This window comes from Citrobacter sp. RHBSTW-00671, from assembly GCF_014103415.1.
Classification (GTDB): domain Bacteria; phylum Pseudomonadota; class Gammaproteobacteria; order Enterobacterales; family Enterobacteriaceae; genus Citrobacter.
Map to the genome: position 1 here is coordinate 190,509 of NZ_JABXPR010000002.1, position 26,179 is coordinate 216,687.

General features: G+C 44.7%; 26 protein-coding genes. 22 read left to right on the forward strand and 4 right to left on the reverse strand.

Going from position 1 to position 26,179, the window contains the following annotated elements; genetic code table 11:
- The first annotated feature begins 2 nt into the window (after positions 1 to 2).
- The 5 genes from HV261_RS24220 to HV261_RS27820 all read left to right on the forward strand — a co-directional run bounded on the left by HV261_RS24220 (position 3) and on the right by HV261_RS27820 (position 4,794).
- The gene (locus HV261_RS24220) at positions 3 to 638 is read left to right on the forward strand and encodes a hypothetical protein (protein ID WP_016241596.1); all 636 of its coding nucleotides are present in this window, start codon (positions 3 to 5) and stop codon (positions 636 to 638) included.
- Positions 635 to 943, forward strand: coding sequence for a hypothetical protein (locus HV261_RS24225; RefSeq protein WP_016241595.1), 309 nt, complete (start codon positions 635 to 637; stop codon positions 941 to 943). Before HV261_RS24220 ends, HV261_RS24225 begins: the two co-directional genes overlap by 4 nt.
- Before the next feature lie 459 nt (positions 944 to 1,402).
- Positions 1,403 to 2,482, forward strand: coding sequence for a restriction endonuclease (locus tag HV261_RS24230; RefSeq protein ID WP_007372212.1), 1,080 nt, complete (start codon positions 1,403 to 1,405; stop codon positions 2,480 to 2,482).
- A gap of 232 nt (positions 2,483 to 2,714) precedes the next feature.
- Positions 2,715 to 4,043, forward strand: coding sequence for a prolipoprotein diacylglyceryl transferase (locus HV261_RS24235; RefSeq protein ID WP_007372213.1), 1,329 nt, complete (start codon positions 2,715 to 2,717; stop codon positions 4,041 to 4,043).
- 58 nt (positions 4,044 to 4,101) lie between these two features.
- Entirely contained in the window at positions 4,102 to 4,794 is a 693-nt protein-coding gene (locus HV261_RS27820) for a hypothetical protein (protein WP_016241592.1), read from the forward strand.
- A 35-nt stretch (positions 4,795 to 4,829) separates the two neighbouring features.
- Here HV261_RS27820 and HV261_RS24245 read toward each other — a convergent pair whose 3' ends face one another.
- Positions 4,830 to 5,402: a phospholipase D family nuclease gene (locus HV261_RS24245; protein ID WP_016241591.1), complete on the reverse strand. Its 573-nt coding sequence runs from the start codon at positions 5,400 to 5,402 to the stop codon at positions 4,830 to 4,832.
- Positions 5,403 to 5,663: 261 nt separating this feature from the next.
- Here HV261_RS24245 and traA point away from each other — a divergent pair, with 261 nt between their 5' ends.
- Positions 5,664 to 5,999: a TraA family conjugative transfer protein gene (gene traA / locus HV261_RS24250; protein WP_007372215.1), complete on the forward strand. Its 336-nt coding sequence runs from the start codon at positions 5,664 to 5,666 to the stop codon at positions 5,997 to 5,999.
- Between the two features lie 48 nt (positions 6,000 to 6,047).
- Here traA and HV261_RS24255 read toward each other — a convergent pair whose 3' ends face one another.
- Positions 6,048 to 6,335 (reverse strand): DUF1294 domain-containing protein, encoded by a 288-nt coding sequence (locus tag HV261_RS24255; protein WP_007372216.1) that lies wholly within the window; start codon positions 6,333 to 6,335, stop codon positions 6,048 to 6,050.
- 175 nt (positions 6,336 to 6,510) lie between these two features.
- Here HV261_RS24255 and HV261_RS24260 point away from each other — a divergent pair, with 175 nt between their 5' ends.
- Complete coding sequence (locus HV261_RS24260; RefSeq protein WP_007372217.1) at positions 6,511 to 7,986, forward strand: UvrD-helicase domain-containing protein; 1,476 nt, start codon at positions 6,511 to 6,513, stop codon at positions 7,984 to 7,986.
- Between the two features lie 39 nt (positions 7,987 to 8,025).
- On the opposite strand, the gene HV261_RS24265 is transcribed toward HV261_RS24260, so the two are convergent.
- On the reverse strand, positions 8,026 to 8,925 hold the full coding sequence (locus tag HV261_RS24265; RefSeq protein ID WP_016241590.1) for a DsbA family protein: 900 nt from the start codon (positions 8,923 to 8,925) through the stop codon (positions 8,026 to 8,028).
- A gap of 22 nt (positions 8,926 to 8,947) precedes the next feature.
- Entirely contained in the window at positions 8,948 to 9,517 is a 570-nt protein-coding gene (locus HV261_RS24270) for a hypothetical protein (RefSeq protein ID WP_016241589.1), read from the reverse strand.
- A 149-nt stretch (positions 9,518 to 9,666) separates the two neighbouring features.
- On the opposite strand from HV261_RS24270, the gene mobH reads away from it, so the two are divergent.
- The 15 genes from mobH to HV261_RS24345 all read left to right on the forward strand — a co-directional run bounded on the left by mobH (position 9,667) and on the right by HV261_RS24345 (position 26,175).
- Positions 9,667 to 12,369 carry a MobH family relaxase gene (mobH, locus tag HV261_RS24275; protein WP_007372219.1) on the forward strand — a complete coding sequence of 901 codons (2,703 nt, stop codon included), beginning with the start codon at positions 9,667 to 9,669 and terminating at the stop codon, positions 12,367 to 12,369.
- Positions 12,362 to 14,338, forward strand: a complete 1,977-nt coding sequence (gene traD, locus HV261_RS24280) for a conjugative transfer system coupling protein TraD (protein ID WP_048242093.1) — start codon at positions 12,362 to 12,364, stop codon at positions 14,336 to 14,338. The genes mobH and traD overlap by 8 nt, the downstream gene beginning before the upstream one ends.
- A 2-nt stretch (positions 14,339 to 14,340) precedes the next feature.
- Complete coding sequence (locus HV261_RS24285) at positions 14,341 to 14,727, forward strand: hypothetical protein (RefSeq protein WP_009654243.1); 387 nt, start codon at positions 14,341 to 14,343, stop codon at positions 14,725 to 14,727.
- Complete coding sequence (locus HV261_RS24290; RefSeq protein ID WP_007372221.1) at positions 14,712 to 15,362, forward strand: IncC plasmid conjugative DNA transfer DtrJ family protein; 651 nt, start codon at positions 14,712 to 14,714, stop codon at positions 15,360 to 15,362. The genes HV261_RS24285 and HV261_RS24290 overlap by 16 nt, the downstream gene beginning before the upstream one ends.
- A gap of 84 nt (positions 15,363 to 15,446) precedes the next feature.
- Entirely contained in the window at positions 15,447 to 15,740 is a 294-nt protein-coding gene (locus HV261_RS24295) for a hypothetical protein (protein ID WP_007372222.1), read from the forward strand.
- Positions 15,737 to 16,555, forward strand: coding sequence for a DsbA family protein (locus tag HV261_RS24300; RefSeq protein ID WP_007372223.1), 819 nt, complete (start codon positions 15,737 to 15,739; stop codon positions 16,553 to 16,555). The genes HV261_RS24295 and HV261_RS24300 overlap by 4 nt, the downstream gene beginning before the upstream one ends.
- A gap of 49 nt (positions 16,556 to 16,604) precedes the next feature.
- On the forward strand, positions 16,605 to 16,889 hold the full coding sequence (traL, locus tag HV261_RS24305; RefSeq protein WP_007372224.1) for a type IV conjugative transfer system protein TraL: 285 nt from the start codon (positions 16,605 to 16,607) through the stop codon (positions 16,887 to 16,889).
- Positions 16,886 to 17,512 (forward strand): TraE/TraK family type IV conjugative transfer system protein, encoded by a 627-nt coding sequence (locus HV261_RS24310; RefSeq protein ID WP_007372225.1) that lies wholly within the window; start codon positions 16,886 to 16,888, stop codon positions 17,510 to 17,512. Before traL ends, HV261_RS24310 begins: the two co-directional genes overlap by 4 nt.
- A gap of 159 nt (positions 17,513 to 17,671) precedes the next feature.
- Positions 17,672 to 18,790, forward strand: a complete 1,119-nt coding sequence (locus tag HV261_RS24315) for a type-F conjugative transfer system secretin TraK (protein ID WP_016241588.1) — start codon at positions 17,672 to 17,674, stop codon at positions 18,788 to 18,790.
- A 4-nt stretch (positions 18,791 to 18,794) separates the two neighbouring features.
- A complete protein-coding gene (locus HV261_RS24320; RefSeq protein ID WP_007372227.1) occupies positions 18,795 to 20,192 on the forward strand; it encodes a TraB/VirB10 family protein in 1,398 nt (465 codons plus the stop codon).
- Positions 20,189 to 20,755 carry a type IV conjugative transfer system lipoprotein TraV gene (gene traV / locus HV261_RS24325; protein WP_016241587.1) on the forward strand — a complete coding sequence of 189 codons (567 nt, stop codon included), beginning with the start codon at positions 20,189 to 20,191 and terminating at the stop codon, positions 20,753 to 20,755. Before HV261_RS24320 ends, traV begins: the two co-directional genes overlap by 4 nt.
- Before the next feature lie 93 nt (positions 20,756 to 20,848).
- Complete coding sequence (locus HV261_RS24330; protein ID WP_007372228.1) at positions 20,849 to 22,447, forward strand: YadA-like family protein; 1,599 nt, start codon at positions 20,849 to 20,851, stop codon at positions 22,445 to 22,447.
- 180 nt (positions 22,448 to 22,627) lie between these two features.
- Positions 22,628 to 23,392 (forward strand): DsbC family protein, encoded by a 765-nt coding sequence (locus HV261_RS24335; RefSeq protein WP_007372229.1) that lies wholly within the window; start codon positions 22,628 to 22,630, stop codon positions 23,390 to 23,392.
- A 27-nt stretch (positions 23,393 to 23,419) separates the two neighbouring features.
- The gene (gene traC / locus HV261_RS24340) at positions 23,420 to 25,906 is read left to right on the forward strand and encodes a type IV secretion system protein TraC (RefSeq protein ID WP_007372230.1); all 2,487 of its coding nucleotides are present in this window, start codon (positions 23,420 to 23,422) and stop codon (positions 25,904 to 25,906) included.
- Positions 25,903 to 26,175: a hypothetical protein gene (locus tag HV261_RS24345; protein WP_007372231.1), complete on the forward strand. Its 273-nt coding sequence runs from the start codon at positions 25,903 to 25,905 to the stop codon at positions 26,173 to 26,175. Before traC ends, HV261_RS24345 begins: the two co-directional genes overlap by 4 nt.
- The last annotated feature ends 4 nt before the right edge of the window (positions 26,176 to 26,179 follow it).

The window sequence follows — 26,179 nt, forward strand, 5'->3', positions numbered from 1 at the left end:
TCATGATGATCGAAACCTTTTACAAAACCAATAATGTGGAGGTCAGAAGCACTTACGAGGAGGTACTATCTGCCTACCAATTGTGGTTCAGGTTAACAAACCAGCTCTGTAACGATGAAGGATTCGAAGGTTTTACTGCTCATGATTTTTGTGTGCCTGATTTGTTTCTGCGATCAGTCGAATGCCATATCCAACGTGTGTCTGGTTTCCGTCAATTCAAAGAGCAATGCTTAATTAGCCCCGACAATACTATTCCTTTTGCCCTAAGAACAGACCATGAACATGGCTCTGCGCTATTCAATAGGTTTAATGATATATCGAAGTCTGCACTGACATCGCTGGGTATCGATCCAATACGCTTTGGTAACCCACCATTTGGTTTTGCGAAGGCTGTATTTTCGATTCTGAAAATTCACCATGAAGCAAAATTAAATGGATTAGTTGGGTACAGCCAGTTGTGGGCACTTGAAAACCAGTTCGACGAAATCCTGTTTGTTTGTTCTCTACCCGTAGCAGGCTGCGGGAGAATTCCATTTTATGAGGCTCCAGCCATCCCTCCTTACTGGATACCCATCACGGGAACTGAAGCCATCGACCTCTTTAATACCCACAACACCAAAATGAGGAAGAGAGAATGAAATCTATCACGACTGTTCTTTTATGCTTCCTTATCCTGGGTTGTGGAAGTCGGGATAAATTACCAATTCCCGCAACCAAGGCAATAAACGCGCTTCCAGATGCGATGGCAACCCTTTCTAATGCTGGTCTCTGGAATGAAAATGAACTTTCTGGCGCTGAATTCCTTGAAAACAGTGACAGAAGTATGATAGTTGCGAACTTAACGAGCGTTCCATGCAGAATGGTGTTCAGTTACGTCAAGACTTCAAATCATCCTTATTGGATGCCGAGCCAAATTGCTTGTGAGGGAGATGAGAATGATTAACTAGATACACTGATATGCTTCGTCAATCGCTACACGGTGGTATTCTGTTATACAGGCCTGTAAAGTGTATGAGGAAACCATGAACTCTCTACTCCAGCGTGTTGTGATTTACGCCATTGTGATTCTGATATGTAGCGTTTATTGCGTTCTGTACTTTGTGCCGCTCACTTCCATAAAGACGATCAACGCCATAGGCATTGCAAACTTAGTGGTACTGGCGTTACTCACATGGTTGTTAGTAAGACCACGGTTGTTCCAATTGTGGGGTGGGTATCTTGTACTGTCAGCAATTTATTTAGGTGCGATTTACCCTGATTTTCCATATGTTGAAGAAATCATCGTTTATACATTTGCCCTGATTTGTTTATCAGTCATGTTTTACGATGTATTCATTGATAACTGTAATGGGATACTGAGGCGCACCTTTCTTAGAATTAATTCTGAATGAATGGTGACCATATGGTTTTTAGAAAATTGGCAGCAAAAGGAATGTCCCGATGCGCCAAATTCCAGTGGTGCTTTTTCCTGCTAGCGTCATTAGCTTTATTCTTTCTACATGATGGCCCGTTGGTCATTGCGGGCCTCTTTATTACACAATTGTCTCTCCAGATGTCGATGACCCGTACAGGAAAGGAAGTCTTCGGCGTTATTTTTAATATCCAGTCATGGAGAAACAGTGGTGCTAGCCAGCAAACCTATTTTTTCCGGTGGTATATCGGCTTCCCGATTTCCTGCTTGCTATATATTCTTTCTCTTACTAATTATGTGTACGTTCCAGGCGATTTGTATTATCAGTTTATTGCAAGCAGTACTGATGACCTAGCACTCGTAATGAATCGTTTTGCTGTAGGCGTGAGTAACATACTCCCTGAAATCCTTCGAGGCGCATCTCTAACCCTTTCGATGATGATGTTTGTCGCAACATTGCTAAAAAATGTACAACTTGCTGAAGTACGTCGAATTTACTCCTCCATTCAGGATGGAAATGATTCCCAGAAAATTCTCTCGAATATGACATGGGAGCAATTCGAAAAGATTATAAGACTGCATTTCGAACTCAATGGCTACAAAGCAACTCTGACTAATACAGGAGCTGACGGCGGAGTCGACATTCTGCTGCAAAAAGATGGTCGCCGCGAAATGGTACAGTGCAAATTATGGAAAACCAGCAAAGTAGGAGTCTCGGTAGTCCGCGAAATTTACGGTGTAGTGCAAGCCAATGCATATGAGCGGGGTTATATCATCACCTCTGGGTTCTTTACTCAGGATGCATGGGAATTCGCTCTTAGCGCAAATGTTAAAGGAACATTATCGCTTATCGATGGTTCCAGACTTCTGAAAATAATCAAGGATAAAGAAATCCCCCCGCCTGCCACTGAGATAATAAATGTTGGTCCAGGTGAGAATCAAATATACGATCTTAATGTCATACCTAGCTGTCCCCGTTGCCATAGCAAAATGGTTAGAAGAATGTCGAATGGAAATTATTTCTATGGTTGCTCGGCTTACCCAATTTGTAAAGGAACCCGTAACCTCTAGAAATCTATTTTCAAGAAAACCATCTCATTTTGCGGTCGTTTTCAGGCCGCAAAATTTCGAGAGCTACCTCCCTCAAGATATAATCCGTTTATTATCGCGAGAGCATATTTTCCTAATCAATTCCGGGGCAACCATCTCACGCGATTATGGGGCTTTCCATATCATGCTCACTTTCATATACACCGTGAGTTGGGGCTTCGGCCAGAACGAATAGTGATCAACGAGGTTTTCAATGACGAGTGAAAAACGTGGCACAAGTGCTGAATACGGCCAGGAGAAATTACGCGAACGCGCAGCGCAGAATGCTGGAGATGAAACCCCCAGTGTTAAGGCGCGATTTTCTAAAAAAACCTTGAGTATCCTGGTTGCCGGTATCTTTGCGGTAAGCACATTAGGCGCATTTATTTTAATGAATGGTAAACCAGACAAAGAACCGAACCTATCTATCGTCGAAGTTGCAAAGAGTGGGATCAGCGTTAACCCGGATATTGCAAAACAACATGGTATCGATGTGGATGACGATGACCTTGATACCGATGAGGCTGGGCCTCAGCCAACACTGACACTTCCTATCACAAATAATGAACAGGAACCCGCATCAGCGCCCCCTGATGATGATAAAAGTGAACCTACTGTCACAAAGCAAGATAGCGCCGGTGTTTCCCCTGCATCGTCTGATAATCTTGGCGATCAGATGCTAAAAATGGCCACAACCACGCCACCAGCTAACCCGGATGCAAATTCACCAGTTGTATCTAAGTCAGATCCTGCTACGCAGTCATTGGTTGACTCAATTAAGGCTGAACCTGGGTTTACTGACGGTAGCGAGGTTTCACAAAACGCAGAGCAACCTGGAACGGTTGAGATAACTCCTGCACAGGAAATCGCTAAAAAAGCACTATCTGGGGCCACTAGTGAAGCCCCGGCTTCAGCTCCAGTTACAGCAGAACCAAATCAACACGCTGCGGCGCAGACCAACCCGGTTCAAACACCGCCATCACCTACCACACGTGATATTGCAGGTGTTGAAAACATCACTAAAGATACCTCTGGCCATCAAATTGACCCAGCTGAGTTCGGTTATACGGAACCCACTAAAACTACTGCTACGTCAGACTATAAAGCAGCATCAGAAGGCTATACAGCCCAACAGTTTGTTGTTCAGGAGAAGAATGCGCTTACTGGCGCTGACCTGGACTATAGTGGGCACTTTAAAACTGTTGAATACAATTCGCAGGGACAAAATACGGTATTCGTTTATTCAACCTTTTCATCAAAAGTATTCTTGTTACCATCGAAAGGTAAGGTCAACGTATACCTTTCTGATGAAAAAGGTTGGTCAGTCTCACTCCTCCCAGGAAATATCCTGCGGGTACAGCGTTCTGAAAACAAGGGGGCATGGTCGCAGGCAACCGACCTCTTTGTACTCAATGGCGAAAACTCCTACTCGTTGATTCTTCAGGCTGTTGGCGATCCTGATAAACGAACCGATTCCCTCAAATTCACAAAAAAGGAACTTTCTAAGCAAACGGACAAGTTGGCCAAAAAATCCAAAGCCTGACTGTTGAATTGAAAATACGAGCGCATCTTTGGTGCGCTTTTTTTTCGGGAGAAGTTACATGACAGATTCATGCATCGACGGCTTAAGGCTGGTTTCGACCAGTTACCACATTGGTTTACCCTGGATTGAATGGTCAGAGGCGAGATCCTACATCGTATGCCGAGCACTGGTAGATCAGGGAGTAATTGCCGGAACTGCTACTATAGGAACACGTCGAAAAAAGGTCAAAGAACGCATCAATCCAGGAGATCGTGGGTTATACCAAGTCACTGAAACTCAGTACGGATGGATAGCACTTAAGGGTGGTGGCGTGATCGATCCCTGCGGCTTTCTTGGTAACTCTTTTTCCGGCCCGGAACCCCAGTTTTGTATCCTTGAGAATGATGAGTGCTATATCAGGGGTATAAATCCTGTTCAGTGCCCGAGAACTCACTTACCTGAACATCTTGTAAGTGATGAGTTATTCCCGCTAACACGCGGTGTTATGCGCGATACATGCAGCCGTCTGCTGGGTTACAGGTTGCATATACAGGGATTGACTATGTCAGAGGCAGCATACCTTCTGTCGAGACCGCTTACCGATTTTGACCGGTACAGCCGCCTGGTATATGAATACTTTATTAAAATGGGACTAAGCAGCATTATGCCATTAAGCAACATCAAAATGCTGCATCCGAATTTAGCCCGTAAAGGTTGGCGTTCATTTTATAACGACCTGGATATGGACGAACTTGAAGCGTTTCTTAAATGATAAAATCAGGGTTCATCCCGAACCCTGATTAAAATTCAATAATTAGGTATGTAATCCACACCACCAGTCCAACGAGATTCCCAGTGGGCCAGATACAGCGCTGTAACATCTGGTGCGTTATAAAGTACAAGGCTATTTTCACTATTTTTATTGAAAGCCGAACTTGAGTAATTATAACTACCGGTTTCAACAGATATCCTATCAACACACAAATACTTATCATGGTGCAGAAGAAATTGATCATTCGTCCGTAACGGAATGCCCGCGTTAACTACTGTATTCATAGTCGAGACTGCATATCGGTTATTATTTTGCCCTTTGTCAACTACGATCCTGACATCTACTCCCCTTCGGTGAGCATTAATTAATGCTTTCGCAATTACGGGTGACGTAAAAGAGTATGCCGCCATACGGATTTCCTGCTGAGCTGAATTGATCAGATCCAGTATTGCTTTCTGTGCAGACCCTTCAGGTGAAAATCCGACAACGACTCTAACGCCACCAGCCGGTAGCATTACTTCTGTTGGATTATCAGCCTGTGCAAAAGTAGAAAAAAATAATAATCCCAACGATGTCAACGTACTGACCAACACCTCTGATTTCAACATATCCACCTCGTTTAAATGTGACACTAGTAAAGTTGGCTTTCATACTCAAAAAGAAGTTTTCATCCAGATTTTCATATATGTTAATAGACACGGATAAATGTCACCTTATATCACACATTGCTATTGTATAACGCCCTGCTTTAACAATGAAATCAAACAAAACAAATTTTATATTAATAAAGTTCCCGGCTCAAACTCGTTAAATAGCTGGAGAACATCCAAAGATCGAAATTATTAAAACTCGTTATTAAGGATGTTTAAATGAACGCTATCAAATTTGAGAAGTTTAAAACCCCGCTGGTGATCACCGGCATTCTGATTCTTGCCATTGTTACCGCTCACGCTTCTGGTTCAACCCAGGCAGGTTTTGACGATGTATGGCTCAAAATCTCTGATTACATGCAGGGTTCTCTGGGTAAGGTGCTGATCGGTCTTATCGTTCTGGTTGGTCTCGCAGCTGCTGTTGTACGTCAGAGTCTGATGTCACTGGCGGTTGCTGTTGGTGGTGCGATCTCCCTGTACTACTCACCGGACATTATCAATGGCATGATGGCCGCATCCCACGCAGTGCAAACCACTTTACCGGCATTCATGTAACCATCATGGATGTAAAAAAAACCGGCTCTGGCCGGTTTTTTTACATCTTCATATTTTATTTCCCGCCCATAGAAAATTCCATAATCCGATGTAAAGAACTATCCAGACCGCAACGATAACCCGGAACCGACGTTGGTAAGCACTGCGTGTTTTGTGTTTAAACATTCGTTGAGCAATGAAACAACCTGGCCACCCGCCCAGCACAATGAGCGCATCCAGCGTCAGTTCATCCACACGGTACTCGCCAGCAGTCGCGGCCTTTTTATCTTTGTAATAGATGTAAATCGAAATCAGACTCCAGATTGACATCCAGACAAAGGACGATAAATAAAACATAGATTACCTCCTGTTGAGGGCCGCAGTAATAGTTTGATGGTACTATCTTATTGTATTACTCATGAACAGATAAATTTGTATTCTTAAAAATGGGTACAATTTGCCCCCATTTTTAAATCATTCGCGCCGTGTCAAAAGGTACTATGAAACGATATCTAACATAAAGGTAATTCTGATGCCGGTAACTGATGAACAGAACGTGATCATAGGTTTCAAACCTACACCTGGCAGTATTGTTTCAGTACAGGCATACGCGGGGTCTGGTAAGACCTTTACACTAAAAGAATTCGCGGATGCAAACCCCTCACTCAAAATTCTCTATATCGTTTTTAATAAAGCTATTAAAGATGATGCAAAAAAGAAATTCCCAAAAAACGTCGAGTGTAAAACATCTCATGGTTTGGCCGTGACCCGGTACAAACACTTTGCTCATAAATACAGACAGTTTATATCCGTGAGCGAATACCGCGCAATGATGGGTGAAGATGACTGGAGAGTGGTTAAGCTTGCAATAAATGGGCTTACCCATTTCATGAATTCAGATGAACACGAAATTACTACTGAACACGTACTTAAAGACTTAAGTAAAACCGATAAAATATCTCAAAGCAGGTTGGATCAAGCGCTACGTGCAGCAAAACGTACATGGCAAATGCAATCTGACCCACTCAACGATGCCTATTGCTCACCGAATACCATCCTCAAGTTGTTCCAGTTATCGAACCCAGCCCTAGACCAGTTCTACAATGTCATTCTCTTCGACGAATCGCAGGACGCAAATCCGGTAACGATCGATATCGTTCTTAGAAACAACTGCTGCAAAGTTTTTGTCGGCGACCAGCACCAAGTGATAAACCGCTGGCGCGGTGCGGAAAACGCCCTTGAGATTGTTGAAGACCACGGGGCTCAGGTTATGCGCCTGACTAAGTCATTCCGGTTTGGGCCTCTTGTTGCAGCACTGGCCAACGTTGTGCTGTCAATGAAGGGTGAAACGTTCCCCTTGGTAGGCCTGGGTAGTCTTGATGCTATCGTTGAGCCATCGGCGATACAGGATCAAAACTTTTACGCCATCATCAGCCGCACCTACATGGGAGTCATACAATCTGCCTACGAGTCGATTATGTGGGGCAAACGGGTGATGTGGAATGGAGGTATTTCAAAATACCGTCTCGACGAGCTCCTTGATTTACATGCGCTAAAAACAGGTAACATTGCTGCTATTAAAAATAACCGTATCACTACGGAATACGGGAACTGGGCAAATTTTTTAGAGATCGCAGAAACCACCAAGGACGTGGACATGGTGCGGGCGATTAAGTTAATGGAAGTCTATGCTGATATCCCCGGGATGGTTGAGACCATGAGGATGAATGAAGCCAGAACAGAAAAGGAAGCTGATTTAATTGTTACCACAGCCCATACCTCGAAGGGAAAGGAATTTGACCATGTCATCATCAATGACGACTTCCCATCCATTATAGAAGCCGTTGTGATGAAGAAGCCACGGGAAGTAATTATTGACGAACTTAATCTGCTGTACGTAACTATTACCAGAACCAAGAAATCTGTAAACATCAATACTTCGTTAATGGAGCTATTAGAAGAATACCGAAGTCGTATTGAGCGAAATGTTTCAGTAGTGATAATCTGACAAAAAAAGCCCTGGTTAATTCAGGGCTCTTTTTTATTTCTATTTATCTTGTTGAGCTGGTGAGGCTTCGCCTGATGTGTCTCTCTGAGAATCGACAACCATAGACTGGATCACTTCAACGAATTTTGAGAAGGGCTGTGCGCCTACAACAGAGACTTCTTTACCGGTGACATTATCACGCACAATCGTGGTTGGTGTACCATCAACACCGGCAGCTGAACCGGCCTCCATATCCTGCTTAATGCGCTTAATCACTTCAGTACTGCCCATACAGGTATCAAATTTCGCCTGGTCTACCTCAAACAGTGCTGGGATGCTGTCCGCATCCTTAAAACCTTTACCGTTTGTTTCAGTATGGTTAAACCAATAATCAGTAACGGCCCAGAAAGCACTCGGCCCTTTCTGCTCCGCAATACACTCAGCAACAGCTGCGCCCTTCGATGCGACCGGCTCATGGAATGACATAGGGTAATGACGCCATTCCCAGTTAACAGCCCCGGCTGTCGCGGTATCAACGATATACTTCGGCGTTTCTTTGAAGCGTTTGCAGAATGGACACTCCAGATCTTCATAGTTGATCAACGAAAACCGAGCGCCAGGCTCGCCATAGATATAACGGCCATCAGTATTTTTATTTGCTTTGTCCCAGCCTTTATAGAGTGCCTTTCGTTCTTCCGCGAGCTTTTGGTCGGCGATAGACTTAAGAGCACCCTTTACTTCGTCCTGAATATTTCCGTTCACTCCCTGTTGAACTGCGGGGTTCTTGGCCAGCGATGTACTAATTTTATCCAGCAGTTGATTGGTCATCACCTGGGTTTTGTACGAGATAAAACTAATTACCATCAACCAAACCATTCCGATTACAACAACGATTCCCCCGGCCCAGGCAAAAATTGTTTTATTTCCAGAACTGCACTTTTCATTTCTTTGCTTATCCATTGTACCCTCGCATTTTGATGGATTAGGACTTAGGTTGTTGGTTATCGATCTGCATCTGAATTCGATATTTCCGCAGCTCTTCCGGTTCACCACTGGAAAGCACATTTAATTCGTGGGCACTTAACCGATAGCCAGGTGTTGAGCAGTATTTATCTTTGATACGGAGGTATTCAGCCCTACTGGCGTTCTGTGTGTTATTAGGAAGGAGAAAGGTATTTTCCCCGCAAAATGCTGGGGTCTGTGTGAACGTGCCACGCGGCCCATTGGCATACTTTGTGTTTGCCACTGAAGTGAGCAAGACCTGGGTGTAATTGTCATGTGCCACATATCGCTTCCCGGATGGATCATTGATGGCATACGGACTCACGAGCGTATGCTCATACCCAGGGTAACGTATAGCCGCGCCACCGCGTTCTGTACCACGCCAGGATTCGGAGTACTGATACTGGTAGGGGTACTCGGCCCTGGCGGGGAGATTGCGCGTTTCGTCGAGGTAAGTACGTTGTGGCTTACCTGTCCCACTGCAACCGCTGGTGATTACGCCGGTAATAACCACCAGCAGGGGCAAAACAATTTTATTCGCCAATTTCATTGCTTAGTCTCCAATTGGATAGCAACGTCATTATCTTAATTTCTCACCCTTGACGTTATGTTTTATGAAGACAAAACGTCGTCATTTTCCAGCACGATTTTTTTCTCAATCGGTTAACTTACAAGGTACTTAACCGGAGAAATCTTTTAATGCTGAGACACATTAAAAATATTCTGAATACTTTTTTGCCTGATAACAAAAAGGCTACCACTGATCTATTCGGTGACGAAATCGATATGTCAGTAGATGAAGAAATCGGGAAACTCATTTCATCACGAGATAATATGCGCTATCCGGCAAGCGAAATCGGATTCCCGGCTCAAGTACCGGGTGAGTACGTATTACGTCATTACCAGAAACCACTTGTGATGGCGATTAAACGAGAACTGGATATTAGGGACTCTGAGTTTAATCAGCTTATTCTTCCTATGCTGATAAATTTCGCTAACTTTGTTCACCTCTTCCCGGCATCCGAAAACCATCATCACCGTGCTGCAACCGGATTGTTGCGTCATTCATTGGAAGTGTGTTTCCAGTGTATCCGGCGTTCTAAAAACATCGAGTTTGATTCAATGGCGGTTCCCGTACATAAATCAAATCGTGCATTAGCATGGCGACTTGCAGTCGCAGCTGGTGGGCTACTTCATGACCTCGGGAAACCATTTACCGATTTTGAAGTATGGAACGAAGACGGGAAAATTCACTGGCCTCCAGGCCATGAACCAATCCATGTCTGGGCAAAAGAGAACAATGTAAAAAGATACTATCTTGTATGGAAACCAGGCCGTCACCGCCAGCATACCTCCAGCACGAGCAATATGTTGTTGATGATCATGCCAAAAGAAATGCATGTTTACCTTCTTAACGGCGGGAATGATATTTTCAATGAATTGACCCGGGCACTGAATGCCAGTGCGCAGCTCAATGCAGAAAAAATCAGTGGTCAGGACGTCAAAAACAAGATCCTCACTACCATTAAGGCCGCCGACTCAGCATCCGTTAACTATGATATGCGGCAATACGCCGGTGATGCGATTCGTGCAAGCCAGTCAGGTGTACCTGCGGTTCAGCGTGTAGTTGATGCCATGCGCCATAGATTGAAAAAAGGAGATTGGATTCCCAACAAGCCAGGAAGCCCTGTATGGGTGACTACCTATGGCGTATTCATCGTCTGGGGTGTTGCGGTCAAGGATATTATTGAGACCGTTAGGAACTCCGGCGCTGTTATTCCACAAACCCAGAATAGTCTGGCTGACCTGATGCTAAGTTATCATCTCTGTCGACCAAACGTTCACCAGGACGATGACACTGCATACTGGCGTATTGCCCCTCATATCTTGAATGATAAAAGTTCAAGAGAAAGCAAAGACCCTAAAGTTGCGTTGAGCTGCATCCTTCTGATATCTCCAGAAGTACTATTTGTCGATACTGTTGACCCTCTACCATGCAGCAGCCGCATCCGTATTGAAGGTAAATGGGTGGAATACCTGACCGGGAGGCCAAACCAGCCAAAACTCGTCGAAAGCGAACCCTACATTGGTCAGAAGCCGGTTCCGTCAACCGGAATACCGAATGAGGTCGACCGCTCAGTTTTACAGGGCGGAACAATCATTGCTGATGAACAGGAATCTCCACTGGAGAGTATTTTTGGAAACCGACAGGTTACGCCGGAAAACGCCCACGAACTGCTGCATAAGCTCAATCTGCTTTCTGATGAGGACTACAATCGTGTAAAGGAAAGAAATACCAGTACCAAAAATCAAAAAGATTGTCTGGATGACACTAATTCACCAACAACTGAGCTGGCGGGCAGCGGGGAATCAAAAGGGCTCAAAGATAATCAACCAAAGCCAGTGTCGGAGAATAATGAACCCAAGCGCCGTCTTTCCCTCAAAGAAACCCTGGCATCGGCACAAACAGAGATTGAGTTCTCTGTACCCAGTTCACTTATAAAAGAACCAAACCATAAAACTCTGAACGAAACCCTTGAGTTTCATTCAATCATCAACTCGTATAATAGCAACGAACCAACTTCAAGCGATGCATTGGATCAGACCCAGCCCTCACCTACCCGTCAGGCATTAAAGGAAATTCAGCTGCACCAGGATGCTGTCGATACCGGCATTCAGTCTGGTGAGGTAATTGATGATTATTCAATTTACGAAGATTATGATTCCATGTGGCAGGATGACGTGAAAGCTGATAACGATTTTGGTTACTCGGCTCATGCGGATACTTCGGCCAACATACCGGCTAACGTAAAATTTTACGATAAATTTAGTCAGCTATACGTATCTGGTCTTGAAGCGGCCAAAGAATTTCTCGTTAAATATGTTACCGACCACTCAGACGATCTTTTCATTGAATCAGGCCACTTAATCATTGCTATTGATAAAGATTTTGATGAGCGTAATTATGCTCTGCTTCAGGACTCCAACTGGTTATGGCAAAGGTTTATGGAAGCCCCAGCCCAGTATTATTTCCATCGTACTCAGAAGTGCTTATATCTCAGAAAAGAACTTAATAATGATATCGACTTGCTGATGGATGGGAAGTTTAACGATCTGCTTTACTCTGCTTTAACTGATGTTTCTGATAAAGATTACAACATTACAGATTTATGCAATGAAATGATTTCAAAAGGTATGCTGAAGCGAACCTATTCTGGAGAGCCTGTCATTGCCGTAAGCGTTGCCTTAAAGCGACGTATTGCGGATGAACTCGGCATTGATATTACTCAATTGCAGAAGATTATGCTGATGCACTTTGATTTCTATTCAAAGACCGGTGTTGACTACATTCTTCCTAATAGTGAACGAATGCATAATCAAATGGTGGATAAAGATGAGTGAGTGGAAATATAACTTACGTTGGCGCACAAATTTTGAAGGCCTTGAGACTCTTGGTTGGACAGCAGGTATAGCCGCAACTATCGGGGTTAATACACTGTTTAACATGCCATCTCTACCCTGTTACCTCTCAGTTGCAGTCCAGGCTGCTTATGGTATTCGTAGTCTCCCGGCAGCATGGGATATTTATACGCACAAACGCCGCCTGAAGCGAAAACCAAAACCACTCGTAATGGACATGAAATCATTTATCGAACAGATGATTCGTGAGCCTGACAGCTATCTTATTTGCAGAGGCTTTGAGTGGGGCCAGAATGAGGGTCAACTGGCATCTGAGTTGATAAAGCGTGACATAAAGAAATTTGTAGCCAAACCATCCAAAAATTTTATGGGCCTCGGCTGGATTCATGCGCTAGGTAAAAAAAACGAATGGATCGGAATTTCTGAAGAACTTTTATCGTTGCATACGCTTATAACTGGCACAACCGGCTCAGGCAAAACAACATATTTTAAACTACTTATTCTTCAAGCCGCACTAAAAAAACAACCACTAATCCTCATTGACCCCAAAAATGATGAAGAACTGGCTGAATGGATGAAGTTCTGTCTGGAATTGGTGGATCGCTCAACGAAATATAATTACGTTTCATTGGCGCATCCTGAAAAATCAGCTCGAATATCTCCAATTACTAACTACACTCAGGCTGGCGAGGTAGCTAACAGAATTACATCGGTTATTCAACGTGCTGATAGTACGAGCAATCCGTTTGTTTCATTTGGTATTATGTCATTAACTACGGTTGTTGAGCTGATGAAAATCTGTGAAATCAAACCGACTTTACGCAATATTAAATCACAACTGAGTGCTGACATCTCTTCATTAGCATCTCTATTGATTATGGCCATCACTAAATTCGGCCACAAGACTTTAGGAGAGTCCGATTTCGACATTATTTTACAGGCGAAAATTGACCGTTACTCGTCTAAAATTAAAGGCCCAAAAGAAATAGCAGAAATATGTGCAGACATTTACCGAAATGACATTAAAGGTAATAAAGGGAAAGGCGATACTTCAATTGAAGCCGGTATTGATATGTTCGGTCATCAGCGCGAACACTTCCAGAAAATGATTCTGAACGTGATGCCAATTCTTAGTCAACTAACTCAAGGGTTTATGTCAGAGTTGTTATCCCCTGACAGTGCTGATGAAGATGAACTGAATGATACTCGTCCAATTTCGAATATTCAGGATATCATCACTACCGGGGGAATGTTGTATTTGGGGTTAAATTCCCTTGCAGATGCTGAGACTGGATCTGCGGTCGGTTCTATTTTCCTGTCTGATATAACATCTGTTAGCTCGACTGTGTACAATTTTTTAAAACCTGGTGGTCAGGACTTGGCTTCTGTAATGGTGTTAATCGATGAAGCAGCTGAAGTTATTAATGACCAAGTTATTAAAATGTTGAATAAAACCCGTGGTGCTGGGTTCCGCTTATTTATTTCGTCGCAATCGACTTCCGACTTCGAAGCCCGTCTCGGTTCAGAAGCCAAAATGAAGCAGGTTATAACCAATACGAACCACTTTACGGCGCTACGCACACCAGATCCTGATGCCCAGGAAGCAGTCATGAAACGAGTACCACCGACAAAGTTCAAATATATTATGCGTGGTCATGGCTCCAGCGCAGGTGCAGATCCTGAACAAATCACCGGCAGTGTCGGGGAACGATTGATGGAGGAAGAAGGCGAGTTATTTCAATCTCAACTGCTAGGTTGGTTACCCAACCTCGAATGCATGGCCATAAATCAGGCTAATAAAATAGTAAAAGGTAAAGTCCCCGTCATATTAATGCCGAGGAATGAGTCCGAGTTAAGCGATGTCCGAACTATCGCTAAAAAGTACCTTTCAATCTACGAACGTCAACAAAAGGTTCGTGGTGAAAAATCACGTATCAGCGCCGAGGGGTAAATATGATTAAAACCAAAACTCTATTAAAGCGTAAAGATGATCAAGCCTCATATGACGGTTTGACCATGATCTGGCCATGTGTTGATGGCATCACTGGGCAAATGTTAGCTCTACTGAAAACCCTTACTCCTGATGAACGCGTTGGTGCAGCAGTGAGCTCCGCTATCAAAGCTTATCATCAGGACAACGAGCAGGAGCTGAATGACTGGGAGCGGCTTGCGATCTATATCATTGAGCTTGGCTTGTTCGTTTGCCGGGAACTTCAACACACGTTGAATTTCTGTGAAATTACTTCACGGATAAATCTCCCGAGAAAGCTAACCAACGAACTGATTATCCAGGCTGGGAGGAAGGCGAAGATTGGGGATATCGAATGTCTGATAAGTTGAATGAGGAAAAGTGGCCTAAGACGATAAAGACACTGATCATCTGGAGTTCGACGATTCTCCTTTTTATCTCTGTCTTCTTTCCGGTTGAGTATTTTAAGTCTAATGCTCTGAAAGAAATCGCATGGGGTCATAAAATGATAGGCGAAAAAGATTTCGTCATGGTATTGCAAAAGGCTCGCGACAATTATACTGAAGCATTTGTAAATACGGGGATTGATAAGGCGTTAAAGGATTTTTACCAGCTTCCTCCCAGCGACATGGCCAACCACGGCGGGCCACTGAAATACTTTGTTGGGCTTTTCCAGAACATTGCCGAGAACCTGAATTATTGGCTCTACATGATTATGTATCGTTTAACACTTGATATGTATTGGTTACCGTACATGGCCGTGGTCATCATCCCGTCTCTGTTTGCAGGGGTAATGCGGTGGATGGCAAAAAGATATAACTTTGGATATGCCAGTCCGTTTCTTAACCGTCGTAGCATGGTATTGATTGGCTGGGGTGTATATAGCGTTCTCCTGTCGCTTTTTATACCGTTACCTGTGCCTCCAATGATCGGGGCACTCATAATGATAGTAATGATTCCTATTGGTTCATCTCTACTTATTTCAAACCTACCAAAACGTATTTAACCTTAAGAAAAGCACCTCAATTTGCGGTGCTTTTCTTTTTCCTCAATATTTCATGTTTGTTAAATTAGCTGTGCGAGGTGATGCATGACTAATTCGAAACCATTTATTCTTTCTGCCCTGCTCTGCCTGACGTTTACCGTAGGGATGATTAGCTATTTGCTAATTTCTGATGTCCCAGAAAAAATCCGTATCCTCAATCAGAAGATCACGGCATCAACTTACCCTCAGTCACGGGATGTCCTGAACAAAGACATGGCTGAAATCATACTGCCCTATCTTAAAAAGCAAAAAGCTGCTGAGGCGTCTCAGGTCAAAGTCCAAAAGCCAAACGAAATCTATACGCCGGAACAATTGCAGCAATCAAGAGGCTACAAATGAAAAAGAACATTTTGAACTCTCTTATATTTGGAATTCCGCTCATGGTTATGGTAAGCACGGCTGCATTTTTTACTTACCAAATCGATAGACAGTCCCAACTTCTTAATGACCTAGCGATCGTTGCTGAGACTCACAAGCCCGTAGTAAACAACAAAAGCGAACTACTGGACGCATTTGCAAAATACATTAATGCAGCGGGCCTAAAACCTGAATCGCAGAAACAATCCAATGTCGGTTACCGGACTGGAAACAAACCCGATACCGCCTATGCGCCTTCTACGGACAACGAACGTATTTATGGGAACCCGGATGCTCAGTTCTATATCATTGAGTATTCCGATTTTGAATGTCAGTACTGCAAACAACATTTCCCAATCGTTATGGATCTCGTGGATTCATCACAAGGGAATATTGCGATGGTTTTCAAACATGTTCCTGTTCACGGGCAGGCTTCCCGTACTGAAGCTTTAGCAGCGGAGTGTGCTGTTGAGCAGGGAGGAAATCCATCTTTCTTCCAGTTATCTAAAGCGTTATTCCGCTACAGCCAATCTGACGGGCACGGTCTTAGCGCACCGCTAGACCAAATCGCCCGCGAAACTGGTTTAGACCCGAACCGCTTACTTGAATGTATCAATGCGGCCAGGCCGTCCAGCAAGATAGCCGACGACGTTCGTGAAGCAGGTCAGCTTGGTATCCAAAAGACCCCTACAAACATTGTTGTCTACGGTGATAAGTCAGCCATTGTTCAGGGCGCAGTAGATGGAGCAGGCCTTATGCAAATGATGGCTCAGCTTGCAGGCTCTGGTCAGAAATAGGCGCATTTTGTCGTCAATAAATCTGAAAAAATTCATATGAGAGGTCATCATGGAACCTGTTTATATTTCTCACTCGATTGACGAACCACCAAAGTTATTTTTTTGGTCGATTGATGAAGCCATGCCATTTTTCGTTGCTCTCGCGGTTGGGATTATCACTGGACGATTATTACCGATGATAATTCTGGGTGTTGTAGTTTCACGTGTTTATGGCGGTTTTCTGGCGCGAGCTTCTGAGAAATATTTTATGCACCTCTGTTACTGGAAATTCGGAGTCACATTCGGTGGTGGCACTTTTGTACCTGAATCCTTCGACCGGGAGTTTATTGTATGAATATCCATAATTTCAAAAAAGGGTTAGTTGGACTTCAGTTAGAAAACAAAAGTTTCAAGTTAATCTCTGCCTCAATGATTCTGGCAAACCTTGTACTTGGTTATGCTCTGTTAGCCAAAACACAACCCATCACTATTATTCCGCCAAACCTTACAGAAACAGCCTGGCTGGATGAAAAAGCCGCCAGCAGCTCTTATATGAAGGCATGGGCGTTATATATAGCCGACAGTTTTGGAAATGCTAACCCAGCCACTTTAGATCTACTCAAGAATTCTATCGGCCCGTTTCTTGACGCTTCAATTTACACAAAAGTTATGAAAGCAATGGACGACCAGATTGACCAAATTAAGCGCGACCGAATCTCGCTTTCTTTTAATCCGGTCGGGGTTATCACCGACCCGTTAGCAGTTGGTACTTTTTATGTCACCGGTAACCAAACTCTCGAAGGTATCACCGGCAAACCATCGACCACGCCAGTCTATTACGAGATTACTGTTAACGTAAAAGGCTACCGGCCCATTATTACGTTCATTGAGATAAAGAGTGGCAAACCGTTGCTGCCAAGTGAAGAAGATAAACACAAAGGTCAAAGGCAGAAATCTTCGGCAGCTCGAACTTCCTGACAGAATTTCGTTAGTTGATTTAACCGAGATATAAATCTTTAAGCGAGAGATTAATAAATCAGCAATCAGTAAACAAAACGGATGTGCCGAAATGAATTTTCTGATTGGTAATAGCCAATTTAAAAATGAACGTAGTGTTGCCACTTATCGGGGGGCTAAATGTTGAATAGTAAACGCATAATTATCCTGTTGCTTACCGCGTCGTCCACATTAGCGACCCATAGCGTAACGGCGGGCGAAATGTCTGTTGATCAAGGCATGGTATTTGAGCAGCCTGATGCGCAGTCGCAACCCAAAGTCACTGCAAAACTCGCCTCTCGACCAGCATCCTCAACTCAGGCAATGCTCAGCACAGAAACACGCCCATATCCTGACAACTATACACCACCAGCAAGTAACTCTATCAATGGCGGGAGTGAACCAGCTATTGATGGCCGTAATATTCAACCAGTACCTGCTGCAATTGCCAGTCCCGTTCCACTCACAAAAGAAGTCATTCCTTCTCGGCTGGAATATATCGTTGCGCCTGGCGTGAACACCCTCGTACCGATTTCGATTAACCAGATCAACCGGCTTGTTACACCGTTTGAACACCCTGTAGTGCAGAAAGTTAAACAGGAGGGTGTAACTGTAAATGTAAAAGATAACGCTCTCTACGTTTCCACCTCAGACAGTAACCCGGCAAGTCTCTATATCAGTGAGAAAGGTGACGAAAGTGTAGCGATCTCCGTGTCGTTAGTACCTCAGAAAATTGCACCGGTGCAAGCCACTCTCATGCTTTCACGAAAGCTGAACAACACGAGTACTTCTGGTGTTATGCCTGCGGCATATAACAACTATGGTGGAAGCGAAGTCAAAGCCAGGCGATGGGAACAGAAAGATAATTACATCGAGACGATTCGCAACATAATGCGAACCATCGCGCTTGGGGACATTCCACCCGGATACTCTCTGGGAAATCTCTCTTCAGGAGTTGGTATCCCGAACTGTAATTTCCGCACGGGTACTGACCAGGATCAGATTCGCTACTCCTTTGCAAATGGCCAGTATCTTCAGGGTAGTCAATTCAGTGTCATCATCGGCGTTGCACAAAACACTGGTTCATCAACAGTAATGGTTGATGAATCACTCTGCACCCATCCTCAGCTTGCAGCAAGAGCACTATGGAGTCGCAACACTCTCCAGCCTGGCCAGCGAACTGAAGCTTACTTCGTTATCCGCAACATCCAGCCAAACGAACAAGCTAACGATTCCATGCGCCCTAAACTCGCGGAGTAAAATCATGCTTATCCCCTTAAAAGAGAAATGGGCCTCAATTTCAGCAAAGCATAAAAAATGGGTTTTATGGGCTGGCGTATTTACTTTCGCCGTTCTTTTTTTGCTCTTGGTTATACCCGACTCAGCTGGCCCCCGAAATCGAGCGCCACAAGAAAAAGTGATTGCCAGCGTCCTTACCGATGGTGATACCAATGGAGTTAGCCAGAATGCTATTGCGGCGCGAATTCGCGCACTCGACAAGACCATTAAAGAGCAAGGTCAACTGATTAAAACGTTAACCGAGAAATATGGTGCTGATCAGACAGCTCAGCGTCTTAGCAATCTGGAGAACAACCAGAAAAAATCAGGCGCTGAGGTTGCAGCTATTAAGAAACGCGTTGATACCGTCTCTAACCCTGTGCCTTACTCACAACAGTCTCGCGGAGCGACACCACTGGCTGGAAACGGCCAACGTAACGTCCCTACTCTGTATAAACCTGAAGAGATATCTGCCCCTTCAGTTGCGCCAAGAAACTCAGGAAGTTTCAATAACGGGAAAACATTACAGCGCGTATACGAAGATGCGGCCCCCCCTGTCGTACCGGAACCCGCAGCAAACCAGCGTCAGCAGAAAGGGAAGGATGGCAAAGCAGTACCAAGCCAGGCAACTCCTGAAATCATCACTGTACAGGAAGATATTGAAGCCGCACCCGTTGCTGACGAAGATGATAACCCCGAGAACCAGACCTACCTTCCTGCAACGTCGATCATAAGTACTGTTTTGATTGCGGGGATGGATGCACCAACATCTCGTGATGCACGAAAAGACCCTTATCCGGCGCTGGCCAGGGTGAAAAAGGATGCAATTCTCCCAAACCGTTTCCGTGCAGATATACGTGAATGCGGAATGCTTGCAGCTGGGTTCGGTGATTTGTCCTCCGAAAGAGCTTATTTCAGATCGGAAGTCATAACGTGCATTCGGGATGACGGTGCAGTTTTTGAAGCCCCACTCGTAGCCTACGCTGTTGGTGAAGATGGTAAATCAGGTGTTCGTGGTCGACTGGTTACCAAACAAGGGCAATACCTGGCACGAGCCCTGACCGCTGGCTTCCTACAGGCTGCATCTCAGCTCTTTAACGTACAGAGTATTCCGACAATCAGTATTAAACGCGATGGAGATAGTAGTGACGCTACTCCTTACCAGCAGGTTATGAGCTCTGACGCACTCCAGGGCGCAGCAGTTTCTGGCGTAGGTGGCGCATTGAATCGTCTTGCCGATTTCTATATGCAAATGGCCGGTGACCTTTTCCCTGTAATTGAAATTGATCCAGGCCGTAGTGTTGATTTTATTGTGCAAAAAGGGGTCATGCTGAAATTCACACGTGTTACTTCAAAAACTCAAACCGTTGGGGGCAAGAAATGATGACGAAGAAAATTGTATCGGCATTGTTTTTAGTTAGTGCCGGTTTTGCGATGTCGGGTTGCTCACTACTGGGCCAGAACGATGAATATGGATGCAAGGGAATGCCCAATTCGGTCACATGTATGAATGTCCGAGATGTGTATGCCCTGACCGATGGAGATGATTACCAGGAGCAGATTGACACCGCATCTGAAAACCAACTTTCGGGAAAGCCTGTGGAGGTTAAGCGGCTGCGCACTACAGCCGGGAACGGTGGACGGAATACTGCCGATGGTGGTCGATACGTCCCTGTGCCTGCTACTGCTGCTGATCCTCAACCCATCCGAACGCAATCTATCGTCATGCGGGTGCTGGTTGACCCCTATGAGACCGCAGATGGAGACCTTAACGTCCCTGGCTACGTCTATACCGAGATTGAGCCGCGTCGTTGGGAAGTCGGTGCAAGAAATAGTGCCACATCAACTGCTGTTATCAGACCAATGTCTGCACCGGTTGCCGCTGCTCCAGCACAATCCCAGGGTGAGACATCACAACCTCCTCAGAAAGGGAGTTACATTAAATAATTGTCCAGTAGTACCGGTATACCGGTACTACTTTTTTCATGTGCTGTATTCCTTGGTCGTCTTTTTAATACCCATCACTGAAAAGGTAAGCACATGAAACAAAAGTCATTATATATTGCTATTGTTCTGGCACTTCATTGTGCTGTAGCCGTGGCAGATAACTCAATCGATAGCACCCAAATTGACGAAGTTACTGTAAATGGTGATGGCAATAACATTTCAGGGCTAACACCCTGTGCAACCCCATCAAACTGTAAATCACCACTCGGCAACTCAAGTGTTTCAGGGAATAACAACACAATTACTTCGTTAACAAACTATATTATTACCGGAAGCAATAATGACTTATCATTTAGTTACGACCCAAGCCAATTCTGGAATGACTACGCCAATAGTTTCAATGTTTACGGGAATAATAATACTGGCACTGGTCTTTTTGATTTGAATCTGGTTGGGAGTGACAATAAAGTTCTAGGACAAAACCTTGCCGTTATGGGTTATAGCAATAACGTTTCAGGAAGTGCATTGCAAGTAATAGGCTCTTATAACGAACTGGATATGGTAGGTATGGGAGCAATTCTTGGTTCCAGAAACACTGCTACTAATTACGCTGGTTCTATAATGGGTACATTCAATACGGTGAGTGGTGGTTCCTACGCTTTGACTATCGGTTCCTTAAACAATATTACAGCTGCACCGATTAATGACCCCTCTGCTGTTTTTAAATTTGGCAACATCACAATCGGCACAATTAATACCATTGATTCCGACGAATCGATCGTGCTTGGCAACTACAATACTGTATCCGATGATAACGCAATTGTTATTGGTAATTATGCTTCTGCTTCAAATGGAGGTATTTCCATTGGGAACGGTTCATTCTCCAATAGTGCTGATACCGTATCGTTTGGTTCAGCTACGGTACAAAGAACACTGACTAATGTTGCTGATGGTTCCAGCCGGTATGATGCGGTGAACTATGGTCAGCTCATGAATTCCGTTAGTTCACTTCAGGCGTACACTGATAGTGCCATCAGTTCGTACCTTTCATCCATTGGCTCTGGCTCTAACACAACGCCACCTACTACAGGCGGAAATAACAATAACGGTACGGACGGCAGCGGGACAGGAAGTGGTACAGGGTCTGGTAGCAGTAACGACAATAGCCAGACTGCCACGGATACTAATACTTATACCGACGAGCGTGAAGTGTCGATCAACGCTCGTACCGACAGTCTAATTGCAACTGAAAGCGCATCCCGAGTTGCTGGCGATGCTCAAACTCTTGTAAGTGCAAACAGTCATACGGATGCCCGTGAATCTGTCATCAACTCAAGGACTGATTTCCTTGTCGATACTGAGCGCCAGTCACGGATTGATGGTGACCGACAGACCTTGGCTTCAGCTAATAGCTACACAAACCAGAAGTTCTCTGACCTTAAAAAGACGGTTGACCGTAATGATAAAAGAGCAAAAGCAGGCTCAGCAAGCGCAATTGCTATCGCTTCAATTCCCTTCCTCAATAACGTGTCGGGTTTTGGCATGGCGATGGGCGCGTACCGAGACCAGGGGGCAATTTCGGGAGGAGCGAATTACGCTATCAATGAAAAAGTAAACGTCCGCTTTAGCATGTCGGCTGATACAGCCGGTGGTGTTGGAGCTGGTGCAGGATTTGCGGTTGGCTTCCAGTAATAATAAAGCATAAATAAAAAGCCACTTTTTTGTGGCTTTTTATTTGGACTAATTGAGTAATTAAAACCGATATTAACATTTCATCACTTCCTTTTTTTGGGGACAGTTTGCAGCCCTTTTCCCTGCGGCAAAATAAATCAATATGTGAAAATGAAACCTCTCTCATTTGGAGCGGTTACTATGAACTTTATCAAACATGTCGCGACTGCGGCACTTTTGGTGGCACTTTCTGCATCAGCTTCTGTATTCGCCGATACAGTAAAAACAAACACCGGGAATATCGATACGATTTTCAATGAAAAAGCGTTCAAGAACATTCCTCAGAATTCGCAGGAAGTAAAACGTTTTGTCGTCCCTACTAACGGCATCATCGCACTAGAGATTGATGGGAAAGTTAATTTGCTGTCTTCTAATGGCCGCTTCGTTATACAGGGAACGCTCTATGACACATGGGCTAAAAAGCCTCTGACCACCATGAGCGAAATAACCAAGAACGCCAGCATCATTCCGATGAAAGAGCTGAACCTAAATATCGCGGACTTGCGCCCAGCCGTATGGGGCGATGGGCCTAAAAAGGTCATGATATTTACCGCACCTGGTTGTGAAGCCTGTGCAGCCCCACTTTCAGCACTTGCTGACCTCGACCCGAAAGAATTCACCGTTAGCGTTCTGTCGCTCGGAGCTCTGGGCCCGGCAAGCCAGCAGCGAAATATTGAATTGTATTGTGCATCCGACCGCTACCGCGCAGACCGCGCAATTATCAGCGGAAATTCCACTCAGAAATTCGACCAGGTAAAGAACTGCGATATGCAGGCTCTGGCTCGACGTGAAGTTACGGCTCAGATACTAGGTGTCAGCATGATCCCTTTCATTGTGCGTGATGACGGCTCCTACGTACTCGGCTCACCAAAACAAGGCCTCAAAAACTTTATCGAGAACAAGTAACACTTTCTTGGGAATCCTGGAGGCATTATGAGTGAATCTTTAATTTTTCAGCGACTCAAAAACCTGAAGCGTTTTTCTGACTTGTGTCCTGTACGTGCATATGACGAATCCAATCATTTGTTTATGTGCGACAACAAATATGTTGGTTTCGGATTTGTTTGTCGTCCCTTAAGCGGGACAACCGGCAAGGAGATGACTAACCTTCAAACGTTGCTGTCTTCCAACTTCCCCGCCAAAACTATCGTTCAGTTTGACCTGGTTGCAAGCCCAAACATCGTACAGAAAATTAACCGGATGGACGTATTGCGTATGGATTGCCGGGACGCAATCCTGCGTAACGCAATTTATAACCGCTCTAAATTCCTTTTGAAAAGCACCGAAACGCCGATGAAGCGAACCGGGACTCGCGTCCGAAATTGTGTGCTTCTCATTACAGTAAAAATTCCGATCAAATATAACTATGAAATGCGTGAAGAAGAATTCAATCACGTTAACGAGCTGCGGAATGTGTTCGAAACGACGCTGAGCATCACTGGTTTGTGTCCCGGTGCATTGACGCGTGAAAGTTACATCGATGTTCTGAGCTCCATTTGCAACCAGGGTGAAAGCGCCTCCTGGAGAGACCGGACGCCGGTACAGCCACAAGAAGACAAGTACATTTCAGAACAGTTAGTCGACCACGATCGCATGTTTTTCATTAAGAAAGACTATTGCGGTTTTGGTGATCCGACAGATTCCGAGCTTCGTGGAGAAGCACCTACACCGACAACGTTTGTGAAAACATTGAGTGCGCGAAAATTCCCGAAAAGATTCTTTCCCGGGCAAGCGCAATACTTTCTCGGCGATATGATGAGTGGTGTTACTGGAATTAAATCATCCTGCATCATCTCAATGAGCCTGATTTTCTTTGATCAGCAAAGTGAAAAAACTAAATTCACCTCGAAACGTAACTGGGTTGTTCAGCAAACCAGTGGCCCATTAATTAAGTGGGTTCCATCACTCATAAACTTGCGTGAGGGCTTCGATCTTCTTAGCGAAAAAGTTGATAACAACGACCCAATTTGCAAAGCCAAATTTACGGTATCAATCTTCTCTAACTCAAAAGATGGCGTGTTACGCGCTGCTCAGGAAGCTGCAAGTTATCTGAACACCTATCAGTTTAAGATGATCCCAGATACCTACTATGTTGCGCCAATTTTCCTGTCAGCTCTGCCAATGTTTAACGAAGCATCAGCAGAAAAGTCCATTGGCCGATATCGAACAATGGCACTCAGTGAAGCGATGGTACTTTCACCTCTCTATGCAGATTGGCAAGGTACAGACAAACCCGCCTTAATGCTGACATCGCGCTCTGGCCAGATCCAATCACTGGACTTGTTTGATTCTGATACTAACTATAACGCCTGTATCGCAGCTGAGTCGGGGTCGGGTAAGTCATTCCTGACAAACTACATTATCACCGCCTACAGAAGCCTCGGGGCTAAAGTCTGGTGTATTGATGTAGGTGACTCGTACAAAAATATCTGTGAGACCTACCAGGGCGATTATCTCGACTTCAATCCCAAAACCAGGCCATGTCTTAACTTCTTCGAACTGATCGAAGACTATTTCGGTGAGTCTGAAGATGATGACTCCAGTGGCGGTGAAGAAGATCTGATCATCGGATTGTTATCGGTGATGGCAGCTCCTAAAGAAGGTCTGAATTCATTCGAAGAGTCTCGACTTAAACAACATGTAGCTGATCTTGTCCGTGTACACAAGAAGCTGACCACCGTTGATATGGTTGCTGATTCACTGCTGAAAGATGAAGATAAAGACATTAAACGTATTGGCCATCAGCTCTATCCGTTCACGAGTGCGGGCCAGTACGGGAAGTACTTTGTTGGTAAGAACAATATCGACTTCAAAAATCCGTTCACTGTACTTGAACTTTCCCGACTGGAAAGTTCAGAACACCTTAAACAGGTTGTCCTCCTTCAGCTGATTTATCAAATCCAGCAGGACATGTTCATGGGCGACCGTAGCCAGATGAAGCTGGTCATTATCGATGAGGCCTGGGCATTGTTATCAGGAAATATCGGGGCGTTCATCGAGAAAGGTTATCGCCGGTTCCGTAAATATAACGGAGCTGCAATTACCATCACCCAGTCTATCAACGATATTTACAAAGATAGTATCGGGAAATCGATCGCAGATAACTCAGCCTTTATGCTCTTGCTGGGGCAAAGTGAATCCGCAGTGAACGAAGCTGAAGCAAATAAACGTCTGGCGCTGGACGAGGCTGGTTACCGGTTCCTTAAAACCGTTCGTTCCACGAAAGGTGTCTACTCAGAAATCTTTGTCATTTCTAAAGCGGGCCAGGGTATTTGCAGACTTGTGGTTGACCCATTCAGCTTACTTCTCTATTCGACTGACCCGAAAGACGTTGCCGCGATCAAAGACAGAAAGTCCCGGGGGATCAATACCGAAGAGGCTATCAACGAAATTCTGGTTGAGCGGGGGTTAGCCGCATGATTAAAACCGCTGCAATTGCGCTGCTTTTTGGTTTCATCGGAGCCGCCCTTTTTGGGCGGTTATTCCCACCAGCCTCGCCCTATGACTATGTTGCAGTCATCAACTTTATGGACGATAAAGGTCAACCGTTAGGTGAAGCCCAGTCAAGGCTGGTATTAGCCCGCGCTGAGAAACTGTCAGAGGCGGGGTATCTTGTGCTCAATGCCTCAGCCCTTTATAGCTACCCTACGGGGCTCAAGATCCCCCAGACCATCAACACTCAGCAATAGCGGT

Excerpts from the sequence above, each read along its gene's own strand:
- HV261_RS24220 (WP_016241596.1), top strand. The coding sequence starts at position 3 with ATGATGATCGAAACCTTTTACAAAACCAATAATGTGGAGGTCAGAAGC.
- HV261_RS24225 (WP_016241595.1), top strand. The coding sequence starts at position 635 with ATGAAATCTATCACGACTGTTCTTTTATGCTTCCTTATCCTGGGTTGT.
- HV261_RS24230 (WP_007372212.1), top strand. The coding sequence starts at position 1,403 with ATGGTTTTTAGAAAATTGGCAGCAAAAGGAATGTCCCGATGCGCCAAA.
- HV261_RS24235 (WP_007372213.1), top strand. The coding sequence starts at position 2,715 with ATGACGAGTGAAAAACGTGGCACAAGTGCTGAATACGGCCAGGAGAAA.
- HV261_RS27820 (WP_016241592.1), top strand. The coding sequence starts at position 4,102 with ATGACAGATTCATGCATCGACGGCTTAAGGCTGGTTTCGACCAGTTAC.
- HV261_RS24245 (WP_016241591.1), bottom strand. The coding sequence starts at position 5,402 with ATGTTGAAATCAGAGGTGTTGGTCAGTACGTTGACATCGTTGGGATTA.
- traA (WP_007372215.1), top strand. The coding sequence starts at position 5,664 with ATGAACGCTATCAAATTTGAGAAGTTTAAAACCCCGCTGGTGATCACC.
- HV261_RS24255 (WP_007372216.1), bottom strand. The coding sequence starts at position 6,335 with ATGTTTTATTTATCGTCCTTTGTCTGGATGTCAATCTGGAGTCTGATT.
- HV261_RS24260 (WP_007372217.1), top strand. The coding sequence starts at position 6,511 with ATGCCGGTAACTGATGAACAGAACGTGATCATAGGTTTCAAACCTACA.
- HV261_RS24265 (WP_016241590.1), bottom strand. The coding sequence starts at position 8,925 with ATGGATAAGCAAAGAAATGAAAAGTGCAGTTCTGGAAATAAAACAATT.
- HV261_RS24270 (WP_016241589.1), bottom strand. The coding sequence starts at position 9,517 with ATGAAATTGGCGAATAAAATTGTTTTGCCCCTGCTGGTGGTTATTACC.
- mobH (WP_007372219.1), top strand. The coding sequence starts at position 9,667 with ATGCTGAGACACATTAAAAATATTCTGAATACTTTTTTGCCTGATAAC.
- traD (WP_048242093.1), top strand. The coding sequence starts at position 12,362 with ATGAGTGAGTGGAAATATAACTTACGTTGGCGCACAAATTTTGAAGGC.
- HV261_RS24285 (WP_009654243.1), top strand. The coding sequence starts at position 14,341 with ATGATTAAAACCAAAACTCTATTAAAGCGTAAAGATGATCAAGCCTCA.
- HV261_RS24290 (WP_007372221.1), top strand. The coding sequence starts at position 14,712 with ATGTCTGATAAGTTGAATGAGGAAAAGTGGCCTAAGACGATAAAGACA.
- HV261_RS24295 (WP_007372222.1), top strand. The coding sequence starts at position 15,447 with ATGACTAATTCGAAACCATTTATTCTTTCTGCCCTGCTCTGCCTGACG.
- HV261_RS24300 (WP_007372223.1), top strand. The coding sequence starts at position 15,737 with ATGAAAAAGAACATTTTGAACTCTCTTATATTTGGAATTCCGCTCATG.
- traL (WP_007372224.1), top strand. The coding sequence starts at position 16,605 with ATGGAACCTGTTTATATTTCTCACTCGATTGACGAACCACCAAAGTTA.
- HV261_RS24310 (WP_007372225.1), top strand. The coding sequence starts at position 16,886 with ATGAATATCCATAATTTCAAAAAAGGGTTAGTTGGACTTCAGTTAGAA.
- HV261_RS24315 (WP_016241588.1), top strand. The coding sequence starts at position 17,672 with ATGTTGAATAGTAAACGCATAATTATCCTGTTGCTTACCGCGTCGTCC.
- HV261_RS24320 (WP_007372227.1), top strand. The coding sequence starts at position 18,795 with ATGCTTATCCCCTTAAAAGAGAAATGGGCCTCAATTTCAGCAAAGCAT.
- traV (WP_016241587.1), top strand. The coding sequence starts at position 20,189 with ATGATGACGAAGAAAATTGTATCGGCATTGTTTTTAGTTAGTGCCGGT.
- HV261_RS24330 (WP_007372228.1), top strand. The coding sequence starts at position 20,849 with ATGAAACAAAAGTCATTATATATTGCTATTGTTCTGGCACTTCATTGT.
- HV261_RS24335 (WP_007372229.1), top strand. The coding sequence starts at position 22,628 with ATGAACTTTATCAAACATGTCGCGACTGCGGCACTTTTGGTGGCACTT.
- traC (WP_007372230.1), top strand. The coding sequence starts at position 23,420 with ATGAGTGAATCTTTAATTTTTCAGCGACTCAAAAACCTGAAGCGTTTT.
- HV261_RS24345 (WP_007372231.1), top strand. The coding sequence starts at position 25,903 with ATGATTAAAACCGCTGCAATTGCGCTGCTTTTTGGTTTCATCGGAGCC.